Origin of the sequence: Streptomyces atratus (assembly GCF_014648655.1) — a bacterium.
In the GTDB taxonomy this organism is placed as follows: domain Bacteria; phylum Actinomycetota; class Actinomycetes; order Streptomycetales; family Streptomycetaceae; genus Streptomyces; species Streptomyces atratus.
Window position 1 is genome coordinate 1 of the sequence record NZ_BMRN01000012.1, and the last position, 16458, is coordinate 16458.

21 protein-coding genes and 1 pseudogene are annotated in these 16458 nt (G+C 71.5%); 12 read left to right on the plus strand and 10 right to left on the minus strand.

From position 1 onward, the window contains the following. Nucleotides 1-155: pseudogene (locus IEZ15_RS20850) on the minus strand (electron transfer flavoprotein subunit beta); the annotation flags it as partial. 145 nt (nucleotides 156-300) lie between these two features. Between IEZ15_RS20850 and IEZ15_RS20855 the strand changes: the two are divergent. From IEZ15_RS20855 to IEZ15_RS20875, 5 genes are all read left to right on the plus strand, one after another. Then, nucleotides 301-972, plus strand: coding sequence for a TetR family transcriptional regulator (locus IEZ15_RS20855; RefSeq protein WP_114247574.1), 672 nt, complete (start codon nucleotides 301-303; stop codon nucleotides 970-972). 121 nt (nucleotides 973-1093) lie between these two features. Then, the gene (locus IEZ15_RS20860) at nucleotides 1094-1477 is read left to right on the plus strand and encodes a Zn-ribbon domain-containing OB-fold protein (RefSeq protein ID WP_189278848.1); all 384 of its coding nucleotides are present in this window, start codon (nucleotides 1094-1096) and stop codon (nucleotides 1475-1477) included. Between the two features lie 311 nt (nucleotides 1478-1788). Continuing rightward, on the plus strand, nucleotides 1789-2451 hold the full coding sequence (locus tag IEZ15_RS20865; protein ID WP_373302596.1) for an oligopeptide/dipeptide ABC transporter ATP-binding protein: 663 nt from the start codon (nucleotides 1789-1791) through the stop codon (nucleotides 2449-2451). A gap of 65 nt (nucleotides 2452-2516) precedes the next feature. Continuing rightward, nucleotides 2517-4358: a gamma-glutamyltransferase family protein gene (locus tag IEZ15_RS20870; RefSeq protein WP_189278850.1), complete on the plus strand. Its 1842-nt coding sequence runs from the start codon at nucleotides 2517-2519 to the stop codon at nucleotides 4356-4358. A 63-nt stretch (nucleotides 4359-4421) separates the two neighbouring features. After that, nucleotides 4422-5249, plus strand: a complete 828-nt coding sequence (locus tag IEZ15_RS20875) for an inositol monophosphatase family protein (protein ID WP_189278852.1) — start codon at nucleotides 4422-4424, stop codon at nucleotides 5247-5249. On the opposite strand, the gene IEZ15_RS20880 is transcribed toward IEZ15_RS20875, so the two are convergent. Continuing rightward, the gene (locus IEZ15_RS20880) at nucleotides 5225-5650 is read right to left on the minus strand and encodes a VOC family protein (RefSeq protein ID WP_189278854.1); all 426 of its coding nucleotides are present in this window, start codon (nucleotides 5648-5650) and stop codon (nucleotides 5225-5227) included. The two genes, IEZ15_RS20875 and IEZ15_RS20880, sit on opposite strands and share 25 nt — an antisense overlap. Next, the gene (locus IEZ15_RS20885) at nucleotides 5647-6450 is read right to left on the minus strand and encodes a nucleotidyltransferase family protein (RefSeq protein WP_189279006.1); all 804 of its coding nucleotides are present in this window, start codon (nucleotides 6448-6450) and stop codon (nucleotides 5647-5649) included. Before IEZ15_RS20885 ends, IEZ15_RS20880 begins: the two co-directional genes overlap by 4 nt. A gap of 159 nt (nucleotides 6451-6609) precedes the next feature. Here IEZ15_RS20885 and IEZ15_RS20890 point away from each other — a divergent pair, with 159 nt between their 5' ends. Next, nucleotides 6610-8025, plus strand: a complete 1416-nt coding sequence (locus IEZ15_RS20890; RefSeq protein ID WP_189278856.1) for a phytoene desaturase family protein — start codon at nucleotides 6610-6612, stop codon at nucleotides 8023-8025. Nucleotides 8026-8030: 5 nt separating this feature from the next. On the opposite strand, the gene IEZ15_RS20895 is transcribed toward IEZ15_RS20890, so the two are convergent. Continuing rightward, nucleotides 8031-8351 carry a hypothetical protein gene (locus IEZ15_RS20895; RefSeq protein ID WP_189278857.1) on the minus strand — a complete coding sequence of 107 codons (321 nt, stop codon included), beginning with the start codon at nucleotides 8349-8351 and terminating at the stop codon, nucleotides 8031-8033. 57 nt (nucleotides 8352-8408) lie between these two features. Here IEZ15_RS20895 and IEZ15_RS20900 point away from each other — a divergent pair, with 57 nt between their 5' ends. Beyond that, nucleotides 8409-8945 (plus strand): O-acetyl-ADP-ribose deacetylase, encoded by a 537-nt coding sequence (locus tag IEZ15_RS20900; protein WP_114247581.1) that lies wholly within the window; start codon nucleotides 8409-8411, stop codon nucleotides 8943-8945. A gap of 93 nt (nucleotides 8946-9038) precedes the next feature. On the opposite strand, the gene rpsR is transcribed toward IEZ15_RS20900, so the two are convergent. The 4 genes from rpsR to rpmG are packed head-to-tail and all read right to left on the minus strand — an operon-like array spanning nucleotide 9039 to nucleotide 10930. Next, on the minus strand, nucleotides 9039-9275 hold the full coding sequence (gene rpsR, locus IEZ15_RS20905) for a 30S ribosomal protein S18 (RefSeq protein WP_114247582.1): 237 nt from the start codon (nucleotides 9273-9275) through the stop codon (nucleotides 9039-9041). Between the two features lie 48 nt (nucleotides 9276-9323). Next, complete coding sequence (locus IEZ15_RS20910; protein WP_189278860.1) at nucleotides 9324-10478, minus strand: CobW family GTP-binding protein; 1155 nt, start codon at nucleotides 10476-10478, stop codon at nucleotides 9324-9326. After that, nucleotides 10478-10732 carry a type B 50S ribosomal protein L31 gene (locus IEZ15_RS20915; protein WP_114247584.1) on the minus strand — a complete coding sequence of 85 codons (255 nt, stop codon included), beginning with the start codon at nucleotides 10730-10732 and terminating at the stop codon, nucleotides 10478-10480. Before IEZ15_RS20915 ends, IEZ15_RS20910 begins: the two co-directional genes overlap by 1 nt. 33 nt (nucleotides 10733-10765) lie before the next feature. Next, nucleotides 10766-10930 carry a 50S ribosomal protein L33 gene (gene rpmG, locus IEZ15_RS20920; RefSeq protein ID WP_114247585.1) on the minus strand — a complete coding sequence of 55 codons (165 nt, stop codon included), beginning with the start codon at nucleotides 10928-10930 and terminating at the stop codon, nucleotides 10766-10768. 63 nt (nucleotides 10931-10993) lie between these two features. Here rpmG and rpmB point away from each other — a divergent pair, with 63 nt between their 5' ends. From rpmB to IEZ15_RS20940, 4 genes are all read left to right on the plus strand, one after another. Beyond that, entirely contained in the window at nucleotides 10994-11230 is a 237-nt protein-coding gene (gene rpmB / locus IEZ15_RS20925) for a 50S ribosomal protein L28 (RefSeq protein ID WP_189278862.1), read from the plus strand. Beyond that, a complete protein-coding gene (rpsN, locus tag IEZ15_RS20930; protein ID WP_114247587.1) occupies nucleotides 11230-11535 on the plus strand; it encodes a 30S ribosomal protein S14 in 306 nt (101 codons plus the stop codon). Before rpmB ends, rpsN begins: the two co-directional genes overlap by 1 nt. A gap of 622 nt (nucleotides 11536-12157) precedes the next feature. Further along, complete coding sequence (locus IEZ15_RS20935; protein ID WP_189278864.1) at nucleotides 12158-13630, plus strand: AlkA N-terminal domain-containing protein; 1473 nt, start codon at nucleotides 12158-12160, stop codon at nucleotides 13628-13630. A 20-nt stretch (nucleotides 13631-13650) separates the two neighbouring features. Then, complete coding sequence (locus IEZ15_RS20940) at nucleotides 13651-14175, plus strand: methylated-DNA--[protein]-cysteine S-methyltransferase (protein ID WP_229846014.1); 525 nt, start codon at nucleotides 13651-13653, stop codon at nucleotides 14173-14175. 98 nt (nucleotides 14176-14273) lie between these two features. Here the strand turns inward: IEZ15_RS20940 and IEZ15_RS20945 are convergent, their stop codons facing one another. Continuing rightward, nucleotides 14274-14858: a TMEM165/GDT1 family protein gene (locus IEZ15_RS20945; RefSeq protein WP_114247589.1), complete on the minus strand. Its 585-nt coding sequence runs from the start codon at nucleotides 14856-14858 to the stop codon at nucleotides 14274-14276. A gap of 337 nt (nucleotides 14859-15195) precedes the next feature. Here IEZ15_RS20945 and IEZ15_RS20950 point away from each other — a divergent pair, with 337 nt between their 5' ends. After that, nucleotides 15196-15639, plus strand: a complete 444-nt coding sequence (locus IEZ15_RS20950; RefSeq protein WP_189278865.1) for a (2Fe-2S) ferredoxin domain-containing protein — start codon at nucleotides 15196-15198, stop codon at nucleotides 15637-15639. Between the two features lie 24 nt (nucleotides 15640-15663). Here IEZ15_RS20950 and IEZ15_RS20955 read toward each other — a convergent pair whose 3' ends face one another. Beyond that, on the minus strand, nucleotides 15664-16413 hold the full coding sequence (locus tag IEZ15_RS20955; RefSeq protein WP_114249395.1) for an SIR2 family NAD-dependent protein deacylase: 750 nt from the start codon (nucleotides 16411-16413) through the stop codon (nucleotides 15664-15666). Nucleotides 16414-16458 lie beyond the last annotated feature (45 nt).

Consider the following 16458-nt stretch of genomic DNA (forward strand, 5'->3'; position numbering starts at 1 on the left):
TCCGCGATCTGCAGCGCCTGCTCCACCGCGTACTCGTCGAGCTCCGACAGCAGACCGTCGACATCCTCACGGTCCAGCGTCAGGTCATCGGCGAAGTGCCGGTCACCGGTGGCGTCGGGCACGTACTTCACACAGACAACGATCCTCAAGCTCACGCCGGCTCTCCTACCTGGGTGTGGTTCGTATCGACGACAATATGGCACTCAGTACCCTCTGTAAAGGAACTTGGTGCCATAGAGGGCTTTCCGATGCTACGTTCCCCGCATGACTGACGCACGCAGACCAGCGAAGAAGCCCCCCATGCGGGAGGTGCTCGCCCGGACGGCCTTCCAGCTCTTCCTGGAGCGGGGCTTCGAGCGGACCACGGTGGACGACATCGTGGCGCGGGCCGGGGTCGGGCGCCGGTCGTTCTTCCGGTACTTCCCCTCCAAGGAGGACGCGGTCTTCCCGGATCACGAGCGCTGCCTTGCCGACATGACGGCGTTTCTTGCGGCGGTCGGTGACGCGGAGCCGGTCGACGCGGTGTGCGACGCGGCCCGGCTCGTGCTGCGCATGTACTCCGCGAACCCCGAATTCTCCGTCCAGCGCTACCGGCTCACCCGGGAGGTGCCCGGGCTGCGTACCTACGAACTGTCCGTGGTGCGCCGTTACGAGCAGACGCTGGCCGGCTATCTCCGTGACCGTTACGGCGAGTCGGGGGACGGTGCGCTGCGGGCCGAGGTGATCGCCGCCTCCGTGGTCGCCGCGCACAACAACGGGCTGCGGACCTGGCTGCGTTCGGGCGGTGAGGGGGACCCGGAGGCCGCGGTGGATCACGCACTCGGGCTGGTGCGCCAGGTGTGGGGGAGTGCGCCGGCCGAGGGTGCGTCCCCGGTCGCCGCCGATGGTGACGTGGTCGTCATGGTTGCCGCCAAGGGGGCCCCGATGTGGCGCGTCGTGCAGCAGATCGAGGCGGTCATCGGTCAGGGCTGACACCGGGGCCGACCTCAGTGTGGCACTGAGTGCCTTTACGTTTCGGCACTCAGTGCCCTATGGTGCGGACGCGCCGACGCGCAGGTGCGGCGCATCCGAGCCGAGCGCAGGGGGTCGAAACGTGTCCCAGTCATCAAGTGGCACCGTGCAGACGGTGCATGAGGAAGCCGGCCTGTATTACCACCGGTGCCGATGGTGCGGCACGGCCTCCTTCCGGAGGCTGCTGTGTCCGGTGTGCGCATCAAGTGATCTGAAGCCCGAACACAGCGCCGGTCTGGGGGTCGTGGTGAGGTCCGGCGTCGTGCATCGCTACACGGACGCGGCGCGCAACGAGTCCCTGGTCCGGCTCCCCGAGGGCTTTGTGTTCCGTTGCCGTGTCGTGGGCGCCGCACCGCACCAGGTGTCGGTCGGCGCGCGGGTGCGCCCGGTTGTCGGCGGTGATCGGGATACGGGCGAGGTGGTCTTCGAGCTCTGCGACCCGCCCGGGCGTGACGACTGGTTCTGAGGCTGCGCGGGACCGGCCTGCGCGTCGCCGCCGTGGCCCGCGGCGGCGATGACGTCCCCTATCCATCCAATGTTCCGGATAGTCGTTTTCTGATCGGCCGTTATCCGATCGTCAATAAAAATCGTCCGCTATGTCGGAACCCCCCTTGCCTTGCGGACTGTATGCGAAATGCGGTCTGCGATATTCCTTGATCACCCCTGGCGGGAGGTAGGCCCTCGTGCGCCGAAAAGCGGTTGCCCTGGTGGCAGTTGCATCGGTGTCCCTCACCTCGGGCTGCGCATCGCTGCAGTCCTCGGCGACCGAGGCCGGAGGTGTGCGGAAAACCGATCAAACTGCACCGTCAGGCCCGCGGCGAAGCCGTACGGGCACGGGTCGAGCAGCTCCTCGCCCAGGTCGGACTGCGCCCCGAGCACGCCGACCGGCACCCGCACGAACTCTCCGGCGGACAACGCCAGCGCATCTCCATCGCCCGCGCGCTCTCCTGCGACCCCGACCTCGTCGTCGCCGACGAACCGACGTCGGCGCTCGACGTCTCCGTCCAGGCATCCGTACTCAATCTGCTCGCCGACCTCCAGCGCGACCGCGGCTTCGGCTGTCTGTTCATCACCCACGACCTGGCCGCGGTCGAGTTCCTCGCCGACCGGATCGCCGTGATGTACCTCGGGCAGATCGTCGAACAGGCCCCGACCGCCGAGCTGTTCGCCGACCCGAAGCACCCGTACACCCAGGCGCTGCTCTCCGCCGCGCCGGTCCCCGACCCGGTCGAGCAGCGCTCCCGCGAACGCATCGTGCTGCACGGCGAGCTGCCCAGCCCGCTGGACCCCCCGCCCGGCTGCCGTTTCCACACCCGCTGCCCGCTCGCCACCGACCGGTGCCGCACCGAGGTCCCGGCCCTGCGCGAACTGCCCGGCGGCCGGCAGGTCTCCTGCCACCTCGTCAAGGACGACGGCACCGCCCCGGACGCCGCTGCCTGACCTCCCGTACATACGATCCGAACCGAACTCCAGAACCTCGCACGTCGCAGCAAGGAGCCATATCCGTGTTCACCACCCGGCCGACCCTCCAGGGCACCTTCGGCATGGTGTCCTCCACCCACTGGCTCGCCTCGCAGTCCGCGATGGCCGTCCTGGAGGACGGTGGTAACGCCTACGACGCCGCCGTCGCGGCCGGTTTCGTCCTGCATGTCGTCGAACCGCACCTCAACGGCCCGGCCGGTGAAGTGCCGATGATCCTGGCGCCGAAGGACGGCGAGGTGCAGGTGCTGTGCGGCCAGGGCCCGGCTCCCGCCGGTGCCACCGTCGCCCACTACCGTTCCCTCGGCCTCGACCTGGTCCCCGGCACCGGACCGCTCGCCGCAGCCGTGCCGGGCGCGTTCGACGCCTGGATGCTGCTGCTGCGCGACCACGGCACCAAGACCGTCGCCGAGGTGCTTCGGTACGCGATCGGGTACGCGGAGGACGGCCACGCGCCCGTCGAGCGGATCGGCCAGACCGTCGAGACCGTCCGCGAACTCTTCGAGACCGAGTGGCAGTCCTCCGCCGACGTCTACCTGCCCGGCGGCAAGTCGCCGAAGCCGGGCGAGCTTTTCCGTAATCCCGCACTCGCCGCCACCTGGCGCCGGCTGATCGCCGAGGCGCAGGAGACCGGCGGCGAGGACCGCACCGCCCAGATCGACGCCGCACGGAAGATCTGGAGCGAGGGCTTCATCGCCGAGGCCCTGGTGCGCCAGGCAGCCCGCCCCACCATGGACACCAGCGGCTCCCGCCACATCGGTACCCTCACCGCCGCCGACCTGGCCGGCTGGTCCGCGTCCTACGAGGCGCCCGCCACGTACGACTGGAACGGCTGGACGCTCGCCAAGGCGGCCGGCTGGAGCCAGGGCCCCGCCTTCCTTCAGCAGCTCGCCCTGCTCCCGGCCGAGCTGCCGCAGTACGGCTCCGCCGACTACGTCCACCTGCTCATCGAGGGCTGCAAGCTAGCCATGGCCGACCGCGAGGCCTGGTACGGCGACGCCGCCGACATACCCCTCGACACGCTGCTCTCGGAGCCGTACAACGCCGAGCGCCGCGCCCTCATCACCGAAGAGGCCTCGCGCGAACTGCGTCCCGGCAGCCCGGACGGCCGCACCCCCGTCCTCAGCGAGCACGCCCATGCCGTCGCTTCCGGCGAAGCCGCCTTCGATGCCATGGGCATCCCGGCGGCGGGCGTCGGCGAGCCGACCGTGGCGAAGAACCGCGCCGGTGCCGGCGAGCCGACCGTCGACAAGGACGGCACGACGCGCGGCGACACGTGCCATGTCGACGTGGTCGACCGCTGGGGCAACATGGTCTCCGCCACCCCCAGCGGTGGCTGGCTCCAGTCCAACCCGGTCGTGCCGGAGCTCGGCTTCCCGCTCGGCACCCGGCTCCAGATGGCCTGGCTCGACGAGGGCCTGCCGAACTCCCTCACCCCCGGCCGCCGCCCCCGCACCACCCTCACCCCGTCCCTCGCCCTGCGCGACGGCGTCCCGGTCATGGCGTTCGGCACGCCCGGCGGCGATCAGCAGGACCAGTGGCAGGTCCACTTCTTCCTGGCGGTCGCCCTGCGCGCCGAGGTCCGCGGCGGCCTCGACCTCCAGGGCGCCATCGACGCCCCGAACTGGCACAACGACAGCTTCCCCGGCTCCTTCTTCCCGCGCGGGATGCGGCCCGGCAGCGTCACCGTCGAGGAGGGCATGGACCCGGAGGTCGTCGAGGAGCTGCGCCGCCGCGGTCATGACGTCACCGTCGGCGACCCGTGGTCCGAGGGCCGGATGTGTGCCGTGGCCCGTGACCCGGAGACCGGAGTGCTGTCCGCGGCCGCGAACCCGCGCGGCATGCAGGGGTACGCCGTCGGACGCTGACCGGCCACCTCCCCGTCATGACCAGGTCGTCGGCTCCGCGGCGGACCGTGCTTAGCTGGGGTCATGATCGATGAATTCCTCGCCGGAGACCTGACCGAGGTCGAGGCGGCGGTCCGCGCAGCGGCCGCCGCCGAGATCATGCCGCGCTACCGGCAGCTCGCCGCGCACGAGATCGTCGAGAAGAGCGGCCCGCACGACCTGGTCACCTCCGCCGACCGACTTGCCGAGGAACACCTCACCGCATCCCTGACCAGGCTCCTGCCCGGCTCGGTCGTCGTCGGTGAGGAGGCGGTCCACGCCGATCCGAAGGTGTACGACGCCCTGGGCGGCGACGCACCGGTGTGGGTCGTCGACCCGGTCGACGGCACCCGCCAGTTCGTCCGCGGCGAACCGGGCTTCTGCACCCTGGTCGCCCTCGCCCACCACGGCGAACTCCTGGCCTCCTGGACGTATGCCGCGGCCCTGGACGAGATGGCGATCGCCGTCCGCGGCCGCGGTGCCACACTCGACGGCAAGCCGATACACTCCGGCTCGCCCGCGCCCGGGGCTGTTCTGCGGGTGGCGATGTCGCACCCCGACTACACCACCGAGGCCCAGAAGCGCGCCCTGCTGGGCCTGCGCACCGAGGGCATCGATGCCCGCCCCTGTGGTTCCGCGGGCCTCGAATACCTCGCCGTCGCCCGCGGCGACCAGGACGCGGTCGCCTTCAACTGGGAGTACGCCTGGGACCACGCGGCAGGCCTGCTCCTGGTCACCGAGGCGGGCGGCGCCCAGGCCACGCTTTATGGCGCCCCGTTCCGCATCACCGGTGGCAACGCCCTGCCGTTCACGGCGGCCCGTGACGAGGCGACCGTCGAGCGCGTCCTTCAGGCGCTCCGCGGCGAAGCCTGACCGACCGCCGCCTCGCCGTCGCCGTGCTGGACCAGGCAGAACGGATGCCCGGCCGGGTCCGCGTAGATCCGCCACGGGCGCCCCGTCCCGGCTCCGTCGTCGAGGACCACCGCACCGGCCGCCACTGCCTGTGTCTGCGCCGCGTCCAGATCCGGGACACCGAAGTCCAGATGGAACTGCTGCGGGTGCACCGGGTGCCCCCGTCGCGGCGGCCGGTGGTCCGCCACCCGCTGGAAGGCGAGGACCGGACCGGCTGCTGTGTGGAGCGTCGCCCAGCCGTCGCCGAGCGCCCATCGCCGGTCCGGCCGGTCGACCTCCCCGCCGAGCAGACACTGGTAGAACCCGGCGAGGCGTGCGGGATCGGCGCAGTCGAGTACCACGCACTGGAGTTCGGCGATCACGAGCGGCTCCCGGGTTCTCCGGCGCCCGTCGCCAGCACCGATCGGACGTCCCGCACCAACTCTGCAGCTCTCCGCACCGCCGTCGCGTCCAGTCCCCGCAGCGCCTCGCCGACCCGTTCGGCGAAGTCCGCGGGGGTGTCCGGCAGGGCGGCCGCAGCGGCCAGCGCACCCTTCTCGTTCAGACACCAGGTGCGATGGTGGGCGTGGAGCGACTGGGTGAGGATGCCGAACGCCCGCGACAGGCACAGGGCGACATGGAGCGGGTCCCCGGCAGGGGCCGACTTGCGGGCGGCCGCAACCGAGAATTCCGCCTCCCACGCGGCTTCGACGAGCGCGGTGCGCAGTGGCTCCGGATAGGTCCGGGTCTCCTGCTGAAGCACTGTCAATTCGTTTCGGGGATCGGCCAGTACGTGCCCGAGCGCGACCTCCCCGGGATAGGCGGGGGACCAGAAACCGAGCGGATGCCCCGGCTGCACGCCCACTTCGAAGCGGCCTTCGAGGCAGTCGGACCAGACCGCCTCCACCCGGTCCAGATCGCGCAGGATCCAGTCCACCGGGGTGCCGTCCACCCGCAGCCAGGCCCCGCCGTCGACCCAGGGCCCCCAGCCGCCGGGACCCGCGACCTCTGCCGGGGAGCCCTGTACCTCGGACGCCAACGCGGTCAGCGCGGCCAGGTCAGGAGTGCCGCGGTAGTACACGCCCAGATCCCAGTCGGAGTCCGGGCGATGCGTGCCGCGGGCCCGGCTGCCGCCCAGGGCGACGGCCCGGATGCCCGGCAGCGCGGCGAGCCGGGAGGCCATGTCCGCGATACGGGCGGGCAGGACGGAGCCGGGTTGCGCCACGGGCGCGGTGTGGGATTTCGGCGTGTTCATCGAGCGGCGACCCTACCCGCGACCGGGCTGTCGGCGCCTCGGAATATCCTGGGTGTCCTGGCCGTCGGCTGACGAAGGAGTCCGAAGGTGCCGTCGATGCTTGATGCTGTCGTCGTGGGGGCGGGGCCCAACGGACTGACCGCCGCGGCCGAACTGGCCCGCCGTGGCTTCGCCGTGGAGGTCTTCGAGGCGGCCGAGACCGTCGGAGGCGGTGCCCGTACCGAGGAGCTCACCCTCCCCGGCTTCCGCCACGACCCCTGTTCCGCAGTCCATCCGCTGGGCATCGGCTCGCCCGCGTTCAACGCGATGCCGTTGTCCCGGCACGGCCTGGAGTGGCTCCAGCCCGAGCTGGCGCTCGCCCACCCGTTCCCGGACGGGTCGGCCGCCGTGCTCACCGGGTCGGTGGGGGAGAGCGCCATGTCGCTCGGCGCCGAGGACGCCGGGGCGTACCGCAGGCTCGTCGCCCCGTACCTGGGGCACTGGGACACCCTCGCCCAGGACTTTCTGCGCACCCCGTGGGACGGGCTGCCCCGTGACCCGTACCGCTGGGTGCGATTCGGTCTCGACGCGCTCCAGCCCGCGACGCTGCTCTCCCGCCGCTTCCGCGGTGCGAAGGCGCGCGGCCTGTTCGCCGGGCTCGGCGCCCATGCCATAGCGCCCGTCAGCGGCCTGGCCACCGGCGGGGTCGCCCTGCTCTTCGCCCTCGCCGCGCACGAGAAGGGCTGGCCGGTGCCGCGCGGCGGATCGCAGGCCATCTCCGACGCCCTTGCCTCGTACCTACGCGAACAGGGCGGCACGATCCGTACCGGCACGGAGGTCAAGCGCCTGGACGAGCTCCCGCCCGCCCGCGCCTACATCTTCGACACCTCGCCGACCGCCCTCGCCCGCATCGCGGGGCTGGGCCACGCCTACAGCGGCTATCGGTACGGGGCATCCTGTTTCAAGATCGATTACGCGCTGTCGGGCCCCGTCCCCTGGACCGCGAAGGAGGCCCGCCGCGCCGGGACGGTCCACATCGGCCCCACGGCCGGGGAAATCAACTCCGCGCTGAGCGCCGCGGTGGCGGGCCGCGACCCGAGCGTGCCGTTCCTGATCACGGCGCAGCCCAGCCTTGTCGACCCGTCGCGCGCGCCGGAGGGCCGCCATGTCTTCTGGGCGTACGGGCATGTCCCGGCGGGCTGGGAGGGCGACGCCACCGAGGTCGTCGAGCGGCAGCTGGAGCGCTTCGCGCCGGGCTTCCGCGACCTGGTGCTCGCCCGAGCGGTCGCGGGGCCGCCCCAACTCGCGGCGCGCAACGCCAATTACGTCGGCGGCGACATCGCGTGCGGCGCGTTCTCCGGCCTCCAGACGGTGATACGGCCCAAGCTCGCGCGGGTTCCGTACGCGACGGCGCATCCGGCGGTGTTCATGTGCTCCTCGGCCACTCCGCCCGGCCCGGGCGTGCACGGCATGTCCGGCCACCATGCGGCGAAGGCCGTCTGGCGGCGGCTTCGGGCGGCCTGAGCGCCTCACGGCCGTCCGAAGCGCCGGGACCGTCCGGCCCGGGCCGTTGTGTCTCCTGCCCCACCACCGGTCGTCTCCCGCCGGTCACGGCCGCGCACCCCCGGCTGTGGCCGGCCGGAGACGACCGGCCGCGGGCGCGTGACAGGACGACGGGCGACCACGACCAGGATCACGTCGAGCACGGCGAGGGAGACACCCAGACCGCGGCGACACCGGCGCCGACGCAGGCGGCGCAGGGCGGCGCACGCGATGAGCCGTTCGGCCCGGGCCCGGCGGGTGATGACGCGGTGGTACCCAGGCCCGGTCGGCCAGGTGGACCACAGCACCGCCGAACAGCAGCGCCAAGGGCCGTGCGGCCGACGGGGGCACGGCATCATGGCCGCATGCGCACACCCGAGGCCGTCGACATCACCCTGGTACGCGGTGACATCACCCGGCAGTCCGCCGATGTCATCGTCAACGCGGCAAACTCCTCCCTGCTCGGCGGCGGCGGAGTCGACGGCGCGATCCACCGGCGCGGCGGTCCGGAGATCCTCGCCGCGTGCCGCGAGCTGCGTGCCTCGCAGTACGGAAAGGGGCTGCGCACCGGCCAGGCCGTTGCCACGACCGCCGGAAAGCTCGATGCCCGATGGGTGGTCCACACCGTGGGGCCGGTCTGGAGCAGCGCCGAGGACCGTTCCGCGCTCCTCGCCTCCTGCTACCGCGAGTCGCTGCGGGTGGCTGCGGAGCTGGGGGCTCGTACCGTCGCCTTCCCCGCCATCTCGACCGGGATCTACGGCTGGCCCATGGACGACGGGGCGCGTATCGCCGTCCGTACGGTTCTGGAGGAGGCCGCCGCGCCCGTCGAGGAGGTGCGGTTCGTGCTGTTCGACGCGCATGCGTATGCGGTGTTCGAAGAGGTCCTGGCAGCGCGGGGTTGATGGGCGCGGCGCGTACGCAGGGCCCGGACGCGAGGAGGCTGCGTGCGGTCGACGGGCCGGGGAGGGGCCGGCGAACGCACGCAACCTGCGCCGTTACCTGTGCGCGTAGGGCAGCAGGGCCATCTCACGGGCATTCCTGATCGCCCGGGCGAGCTGCCGCTGCTGCTGTGCGGTGACCCGGGTCACGCGACGGCTGCGGATCTTGCCGCGGTCGGAGATGAACTTCCGCAGCAGATCGGTGTCCTTGTAGTCGATGTAGGTGATCCCTGCCGTGTCCAGCGGGTTGGGGCGGGACTTCAACGGCTTGTGGGGATCGTTGCGTCGTGCCATGTGACATTCCTTGGAGGTGAGGGCTGCGCCGCCGCGTTCGGCGCGGGGTCAGGAAACCGGGTCGAGGAGCGAGTCGAAGGAGGCCGAGAGCTGTTTCCACGCCTCGGGCCCTGCGGCGTATTCGGTGTCGGTGAGCAGACACGATTCGAGGAGTTCGGCCAGCCCGTCGCGGTCGAGGCCGGGGGAGGTGAAGACGAGGTGCTGGCAGCAGTCGCCGTGCTCGGGGTGCCAGTCGAGCGAGGCCGCCGCCCTGCGCATGGGAGGCACCATGTCCCAGGCCGCGTCCGGCAGCGAGGCCAGCCACGGCCCTGCGCTCTCCACGCAGAGCGCACCACCGGCGGCGTCCCAGGCCAGAAGGGTGTCGGGGCGGTCGGCGAGCCAGAACCGGCCCCGGCTGCGCGCGGCCGCGCAGCACAGGTCTTCCAGCGCCTCGTAGAGCCGCTCGGGATGGAAGGGGCGGCGGCGGTGCCAGACGAGAGTGGCGACCCCGGCCTCGTCCGCCTCCTGCGGCAGCAGGGCGCAGGCGGGGTGCTGGGCCGCAGCCGCCGTCTCCACGTCGAAGCCTGCGAAGGCCAGTCGGCCGAGTTCGCCCGAACCGGCGGGCACCTGACGTGCGGTCGGGTGGAGCTGAGTGAGCAGCGCGCGGTCCTCGTCGTCGGCCGCTTCGCTGTCGACGAGAGCGAGCACGGGCGCGTACTCCAGCTGTCGCGCCCAGGTGTCTCCCACGGTTCGCCGGTCCGTGCCGGCCGCCGCGAGACCCGCCTCGGCCAGGTCGTCGCCGTTGCCGAGGTACGGCAGCACGAGCGCGGGGTCGACGGCCGTCATCACATTGGTGAGTTCGAGTACATGACCGCCGTGCGCGACGACGACCTCGGCCATCGCCCTGGGCTCGACGGAGTCCCACAGCTCGACGATCGCCAGCCGGGTCAGACCGCTGCCGGCCAGGCGCTCCAGCTCGGGGACCAGGTCCTCGCGCAGCGCGCAGCACGCGCAGTCGTCGACGAGCGGGGCGTCGCCGTGGGACAGCTCGCCCGATGCGTCCCGTACGAGGCGCCGTACGGTGCCCTCGGTGCCGGCGGCCAGATCGTGGTGGAGGGCGACGCTGCCGGGGACGATGCGCAGCAGCCGGTCCACAACCTCCTTGCGGGCGTCGGAGTGCAGCCCGCCGACGATCACGACGGGCAACCGGGCCTGGTCCCGCATCAGTTCGCCCCGCGTCGGCCGTAGCGGCGCTCGAACCGCTCGACGCGTCCCGCGGTGTCCAGAACGCGGGCGGTGCCCGTGTAGAAGGGATGGCTCACGGAGGAGATCTCGACATCGACGACCGGGTAGGTGTTGCCGTCCTCCCATTCGACCGTCTTGTCGCCGGTCGCGGTGGAACGGGTGAGGAAGGCGGAGCCGGCGGCCTTGTCGCGGAAGACGACGGGGCCGTAGGCGGGATGGATTCCTGGCTTCATGACGGTGTCCTTCTGGGGGGAATGGGGGAGCGGTCAGCGCTCTTCGCGGAAGTCGACGTGCTTGCGGGCGACCGGGTCGTACTTGCTCAGAACCATGCGCTCGGGGTCGTTCCGGCGGTTCTTGCGGGTGACGTACGTGTAGCCGGTCCCTGCGGTGGAGCGGAGCTTGACGACCGGGCGTAGTTCGTTGCGAGCCATGGCGCTACTATATGGCAATGGTTTCCATTTCCAACAAGCCGTCCATGGAAAGCAGGTAGCGCCATGTCCGCCCACTGCCAACTGACCGGCGCCCAGCCGGGCTTCGGCAACAACATCTCCCACTCGCACCGGCGCACCTCGCGTCGCTTCGACCCCAACATTCAGCGCAAGAGGTACTGGCTGCCGAGCGAAGGCCGGAACATCCGGCTGACGCTCAGCGCCAAGGCGATCAAGATGATCGACAGGATCGGCATCGAGGCGGCCGTCGCCCGCATCCGTGCCGGGGGAGTGAAGGTCTGATGGCCAAGAAGAGCAAGATCGCGCAGAACGAGAAGCGCAAGGCGATCGTCGAGCGATATGCCGCCCGCCGTGCCGAGTTGAAGGAGATCATCCGTCGGCCGTCCTCCACGGACGCCGAACGCGGTGCCGCCGTGGACGAGTTCCGGCGCCAGCCGCGCGACGCCGGCCCCACCCGGGTGCGAAACCGGGACGGCGTGGACGGCCGGCCGCGCGGGCATCTGCGGAAGTTCGGGCTTTCTCGCGTCCGTATGCGCGAGCTGGCCCATGCCGGATTCCTCCCCGGAGTCACCAAGTCCTCCTGGTGACCCGGTCGTTCGTGATGGGTGGCGATCGGTCGTGATCCCCGGCAGGAAGGGGGCGGCCGGTCGTCCACTCGGCCCGGGCGGGGCCGCCTGTGGCCGTCGTCCTCGGTGCCGCCCCCGGCTGCAGCGGCTCGCTGAGTGAAGGTGTGACATGACACAGCCCCGGAGGCAGAATCGGCTGCCGGGGCGTATGCCGGGTCTCCGGCATGGTCGCTGAGCGAGATGGCCTCGACCGCCGAGTCGGCGTAGGCCATCCCCGTGTACCCGATGGCACAGGGGGCGCCGGAGACGGCCCTGGATAGGTCGAAGACGGTCTTCTCCCAGTGCACCGCGGGATCGGCGGGGGCTGTGCCGTCCGCTGCCCCGGGCGCCACTCGCCGCGCTTGCCGTTGTGGTCGAGTACCCGCCGGCGGACGAATTCCTCGAAGCCGTTCCACGGCTGAAGGCCGACGATATGGACGGGCGTGTCGGCCCGGTCGCCGGTCGCGCCCGGATCGCCCAGGTGGTTGCGGCCTTGCCGCCGCGGTTGTGGGTGGTGGACAGCACTCCGAAGAGGCCGTGGCAGCGCAAGGCTGATGTCGGATTCTCGCCAGCCCCCACGTGCCCCGTCACCGATGCTTGAGTCATGCACACCGACACCGAGCGCTGCGTGCGGGCCGTCCAGTCCAAGGACTCCCGCTTCGACGGCTGGTTCTTCACGGCGGTCCTGACCACCCGGATCTACTGCCGCCCCAGCTGCCCCGTCGTGCCGCCCAAGGTCGAGAACATGACCTTCTACCCCAGCGCCGCCGCCTGCCAGCAGGCCGGATTCCGGGCCTGCAAGCGGTGCCGCCCCGACACCAGCCCCGGCTCCCCGGAGTGGAACGCCCGTGCCGACTCCGTCGCCCGCGCGATGCGACTCATCCGGGACGGCGTCGTCGACCGTGAAGGCGTCCCCGGACTTGCGGCCCGGCTGGGCTACTCCGCCCGCCAGATCGAGCGCCAGCTGCTTGCCGAGCTGGGCGCCGGCCCGCTGGCACTGGCCCGTGCGCAGCGCGCCCAGACCGCGCGGCTGCTCATCGAGACGACCGGGCTCCCCATGGCAGAGGTCGCGTTCGCAGCCGGGTTCTCCTCGATCCGTACCTTCAACGACACCGTCCGTGAGGTCTTCGCACTGGCCCCGGGCGAGCTGCGCAGCCGCGCCGCCCGGTCCGCGACACCGCCGCCCACTCCGGGCGTGATAGCCCTGCGGCTGCCGTACCGGGCCCCGCTCAACCCCACCAACCTCTTCGGCCACCTGGCCGCGACCGCGGTCCCCGGCGTCGAGGAGTGGCGCGACGGCGCCTACCGCCGCACGCTCACCCTCCGGTACGGACACGGCATCGTCGCCCTCACCCCGCACCCCGACCACATCGCCTGCCGGCTCTCCCTCACCGATCCGCGCGATCTCACCCTCGCGATCAGCCGCTGCCGCTGGCTGCTCGACCTGGACGCCGACCCCGTGGCCGTCGATGACCAGTTGCGCGCCGATCCACTGCTCGCCCCCCTGGTCGACAAGGCACCGGGCCGGCGGGTGCCGCGTACCGTCGACGGTGCGGAATTCGCCGTACGGGCCGTGCTCGGCCAGCAGGTCTCGACCGCGGCCGCCCGCACCCACGCGGCCCGCCTGGTCACCGCCCACGGCCTCCCCGTCGACGACCCGGAGGGCGGCCTCACCCATCTCTTCCCGACCCCCGGGGCCCTTGCCGCGCTCGACCCCGAACAGCTCGCCCTGCCGCGCAGCCGCCGCACCACCCTCACCACACTCGTCGGCGCACTCGCCGACGGCACACTGCGACTCGGCACCGGCACCGACTGGGAGAAGGCGCGGGCCGAGCTGACCGCTCTGCCCGGCTTCGGCCCCTGGACCGTCGAGGTGATCACGATGCGGGCGCTCGGAGACCCGGACGCGTTCCTCCCCACCGACCTCGGCATCCGGCGCGCGGCCGGGCAACTGGGCCTCCCGTCGACACCCGCAGCGCTCACCGTCCGCGCGGCGGCCTGGCGGCCCTGGCGGGCGTACGCGGTCCAGTATCTTTGGACCGTGGACGATCACCCCATCAACCACCTGCCCGCATGAGAAAGTTGGGAAGTTCACTCATGACCGCGACGCACATGCGTGACGTGACCCGGCAGCACACGGTCGTCGACAGCCCGTACGGTCCGCTCACTCTCGTCGCCACCGACGGAGTCCTCGCAGGCCTCTATATGACGGACCAGCGGCACCGTCCGCCCGAGGAGACCTTCGGCGACCCGGACCCGCACCCCTTCGCGGAGGCGATCCGTCAGCTCGACGCCTACTTCGCCGGTGAACTGCGCGAGTTCGACCTTCCGCTGCATCTGGACGGCACCCCGTTCCAGCGCAGCGTCTGGGCGCAGCTCCAGCTGATTCCGTACGGCGAGACCCGCTCGTACGGCGAACTGGCCGAGTTCCTCGGCAAACCGGGCGCCTCACGCGCGGTGGGCCTCGCCAACGGCAAGAATCCGGTGGGAATCATCGTCCCCTGCCACCGTGTCATCGGCGCCTCCGGCAGCCTCACCGGCTACGGCGGCGGGCTCGACCGCAAGCAGCGGCTGCTGGCCTTCGAGAACGGTACACAGGACGACACCCCGGCACTCTTCTGACACCGCCCGAACGCGAGGACGGGCTCGGAAGACCTGGTCCGAGCCCGTCCGGAAGCCACGCACGAAAACGCCGAAGCAGCGCCGTAGCGGCGGAGGCATCAGCCGGTGAAGATCTCCACGAGGGTCCAGATCGCCAGCCCCAGCATGCAGAGCCCCCCGATCCGCTGAACCGTCTTGAGGGGCACCCGCTTCGCGATGAACCGCCCCGCGAGAAGCGCCAGCGCCGAGACGGACATCAGGGCGGCCGCGGATCCGATCGCCGTGGACCAGGTGCCGTTGCTCGCGGCCAGGTTGGCCGTGGTGATCTGGGTGAGGTCGCCCCACTCGCTGATGAAGACCGCCATGAACGCGGTCGAGTAGACCGGCCAGAAGCCGGTCACCGTCTTGGTGCCGCCCTCCTCCTCGTCATCGCCGCCGCCGTTGCGCAGCAGCATGAACGCCCCGAACGCGAAGAGGGACGCCGAGACGAGCTTGACGATCCAGTCGGGCAGCAGCCCGATCAGGCTGCCTGCCCCGACGGCGATGGCGACGTGCACGATGAACGCGGACGACGTACCGAACCAGACGTACAGCGGTCGCATACGGGTGCCCATGGCAAGCGACGCGAACATCGTCTTGTCGGGGAGTTCCGCGAGGAAGATCAGCCCGAAGGCGGTGAGGATCGCCAGGGGGTCGAGGTGCATTCCGGGTGGCTTTCTGTAAGAGCCGGGCCCCGGGCCTTCGCGAAGTGCCACTCGGGCTTTTCGGACGACCACTCGGCCCGGCATGACGTCAGCGCCCACGGGGCGTGGGCGCGTCATACCTGACCGAAGGTCTCGCCCGCCCGTAAAGATCTACGGGCCCGGCCACCGGGAACCCGGGGGCTCCAGTGTGTCGACGACCGGTTTGCGGGGCTACTCCCCTTCGCAGCCATCTACTCTACCTGACCGGTCGGCGGGGGAGAGCAGGTGTTCGACCCGACGGCAGGGACCGGTAGAGTCCCACGGTGATCATCCGCCCCGGCACCGGAGGCGTCCCCGCATGAGCCGCCGCACCCGCAAGGCCGACCCCGCCCAGGGCACGCCCCGCCCCACCGTCAGCGTCTGCCGCGGCTGCTGCTGCGGGACACCGAAGATCCCGGACGTCGACCACGCCGGTCAGCTCGCCGAGCTGCGCCGCTCGCTCGGCGAGGCCGCCACGGTCCGTGCCGTCGAGTGCCTGGACGCCTGCGAGCAGGCCAACGTCATCGTCGTACAGCCTTCCGCGCAGGGACGCAGAGCGGGCGGCCGCCCGGTCTGGCTCGGGCTGGTCAACGACCCGGACGCCGTGACGGACATCGCCGCCTGGGTCGAGGCGGGCGGCCCGGGGCTCGCGGACCCACCCGAGATCCTCGACCTGTACACGTTCCGCCCCTCGCGCCGCATACAGCAGGAACTCGATCACCAGGGCCTTTCTCCCGGATCAGGCCCGCTGCGACAGGGTTGAGCGTTTTTCGGCCGTACCGACCACTCAGCCCCTGGAGCCCGTACTCGTGTCCGGGCCCGCGGCCAGTCGCTTCAGCAGTGCGGGAAGCGCCGTGCCGATGGGCTCGCGGATCGTCTCGTCGGCCAGTTCGTCGTACGGCGTGGGGTCCGCGTTCACCACGATCAGCCGCGCCCCGTTGTCCACCGCGATCCCGGCCAGCGAGGCGGCGGGCTGCACCTGCAGCGTCGTACCGACCGCGATGAACACCTCGCAGGCCTTGGCGATCGACATCGCCTCGCCCAGCACCACCGGATCGAGCCGCTCGCCGAACATGATCGTCGCCGATTTCAGGATGCCGCCGCAGACGGTGCACGGCGGGTCGGCCTCGCCCGCCTCCACCCGGGCCAGCGCCTCGGCCATCGGGGAGCGGGCATGGCAGCGGGTGCAGACCGTCTCGCGCGCTGTCCCGTGCAGTTCGAGTACCTTGCGGGCGGTCAGACCGGCGAGCTGATGCAGACCGTCGACGTTCTGAGTGATCACCCGCACCGCGGTGCCGGACCGCTCCAGCTCCGCAACCGCCCGGTGGGCCGCGTTCGGCTCCGCGCCCCAGGTCGCGCTGGTGCGGCGCATCTGCCAGGAGCGGCGGCGGATCTCCGGATCGGCCATGTAGAAGTCGTACGTGACAAGCTTCTCGGCCTCCGGATCCTTGCGCCAAAGCCCATTGGGCCCGCGGTAGTCGGGGATGCCGGAGTCCGTGGAGATACCGGCGCCGCTGAGGATCGCGACGAGAGTCATGGCACGAGCGTACGCATCGCCGGCCGTCTCCCGCGAGGTCATTTC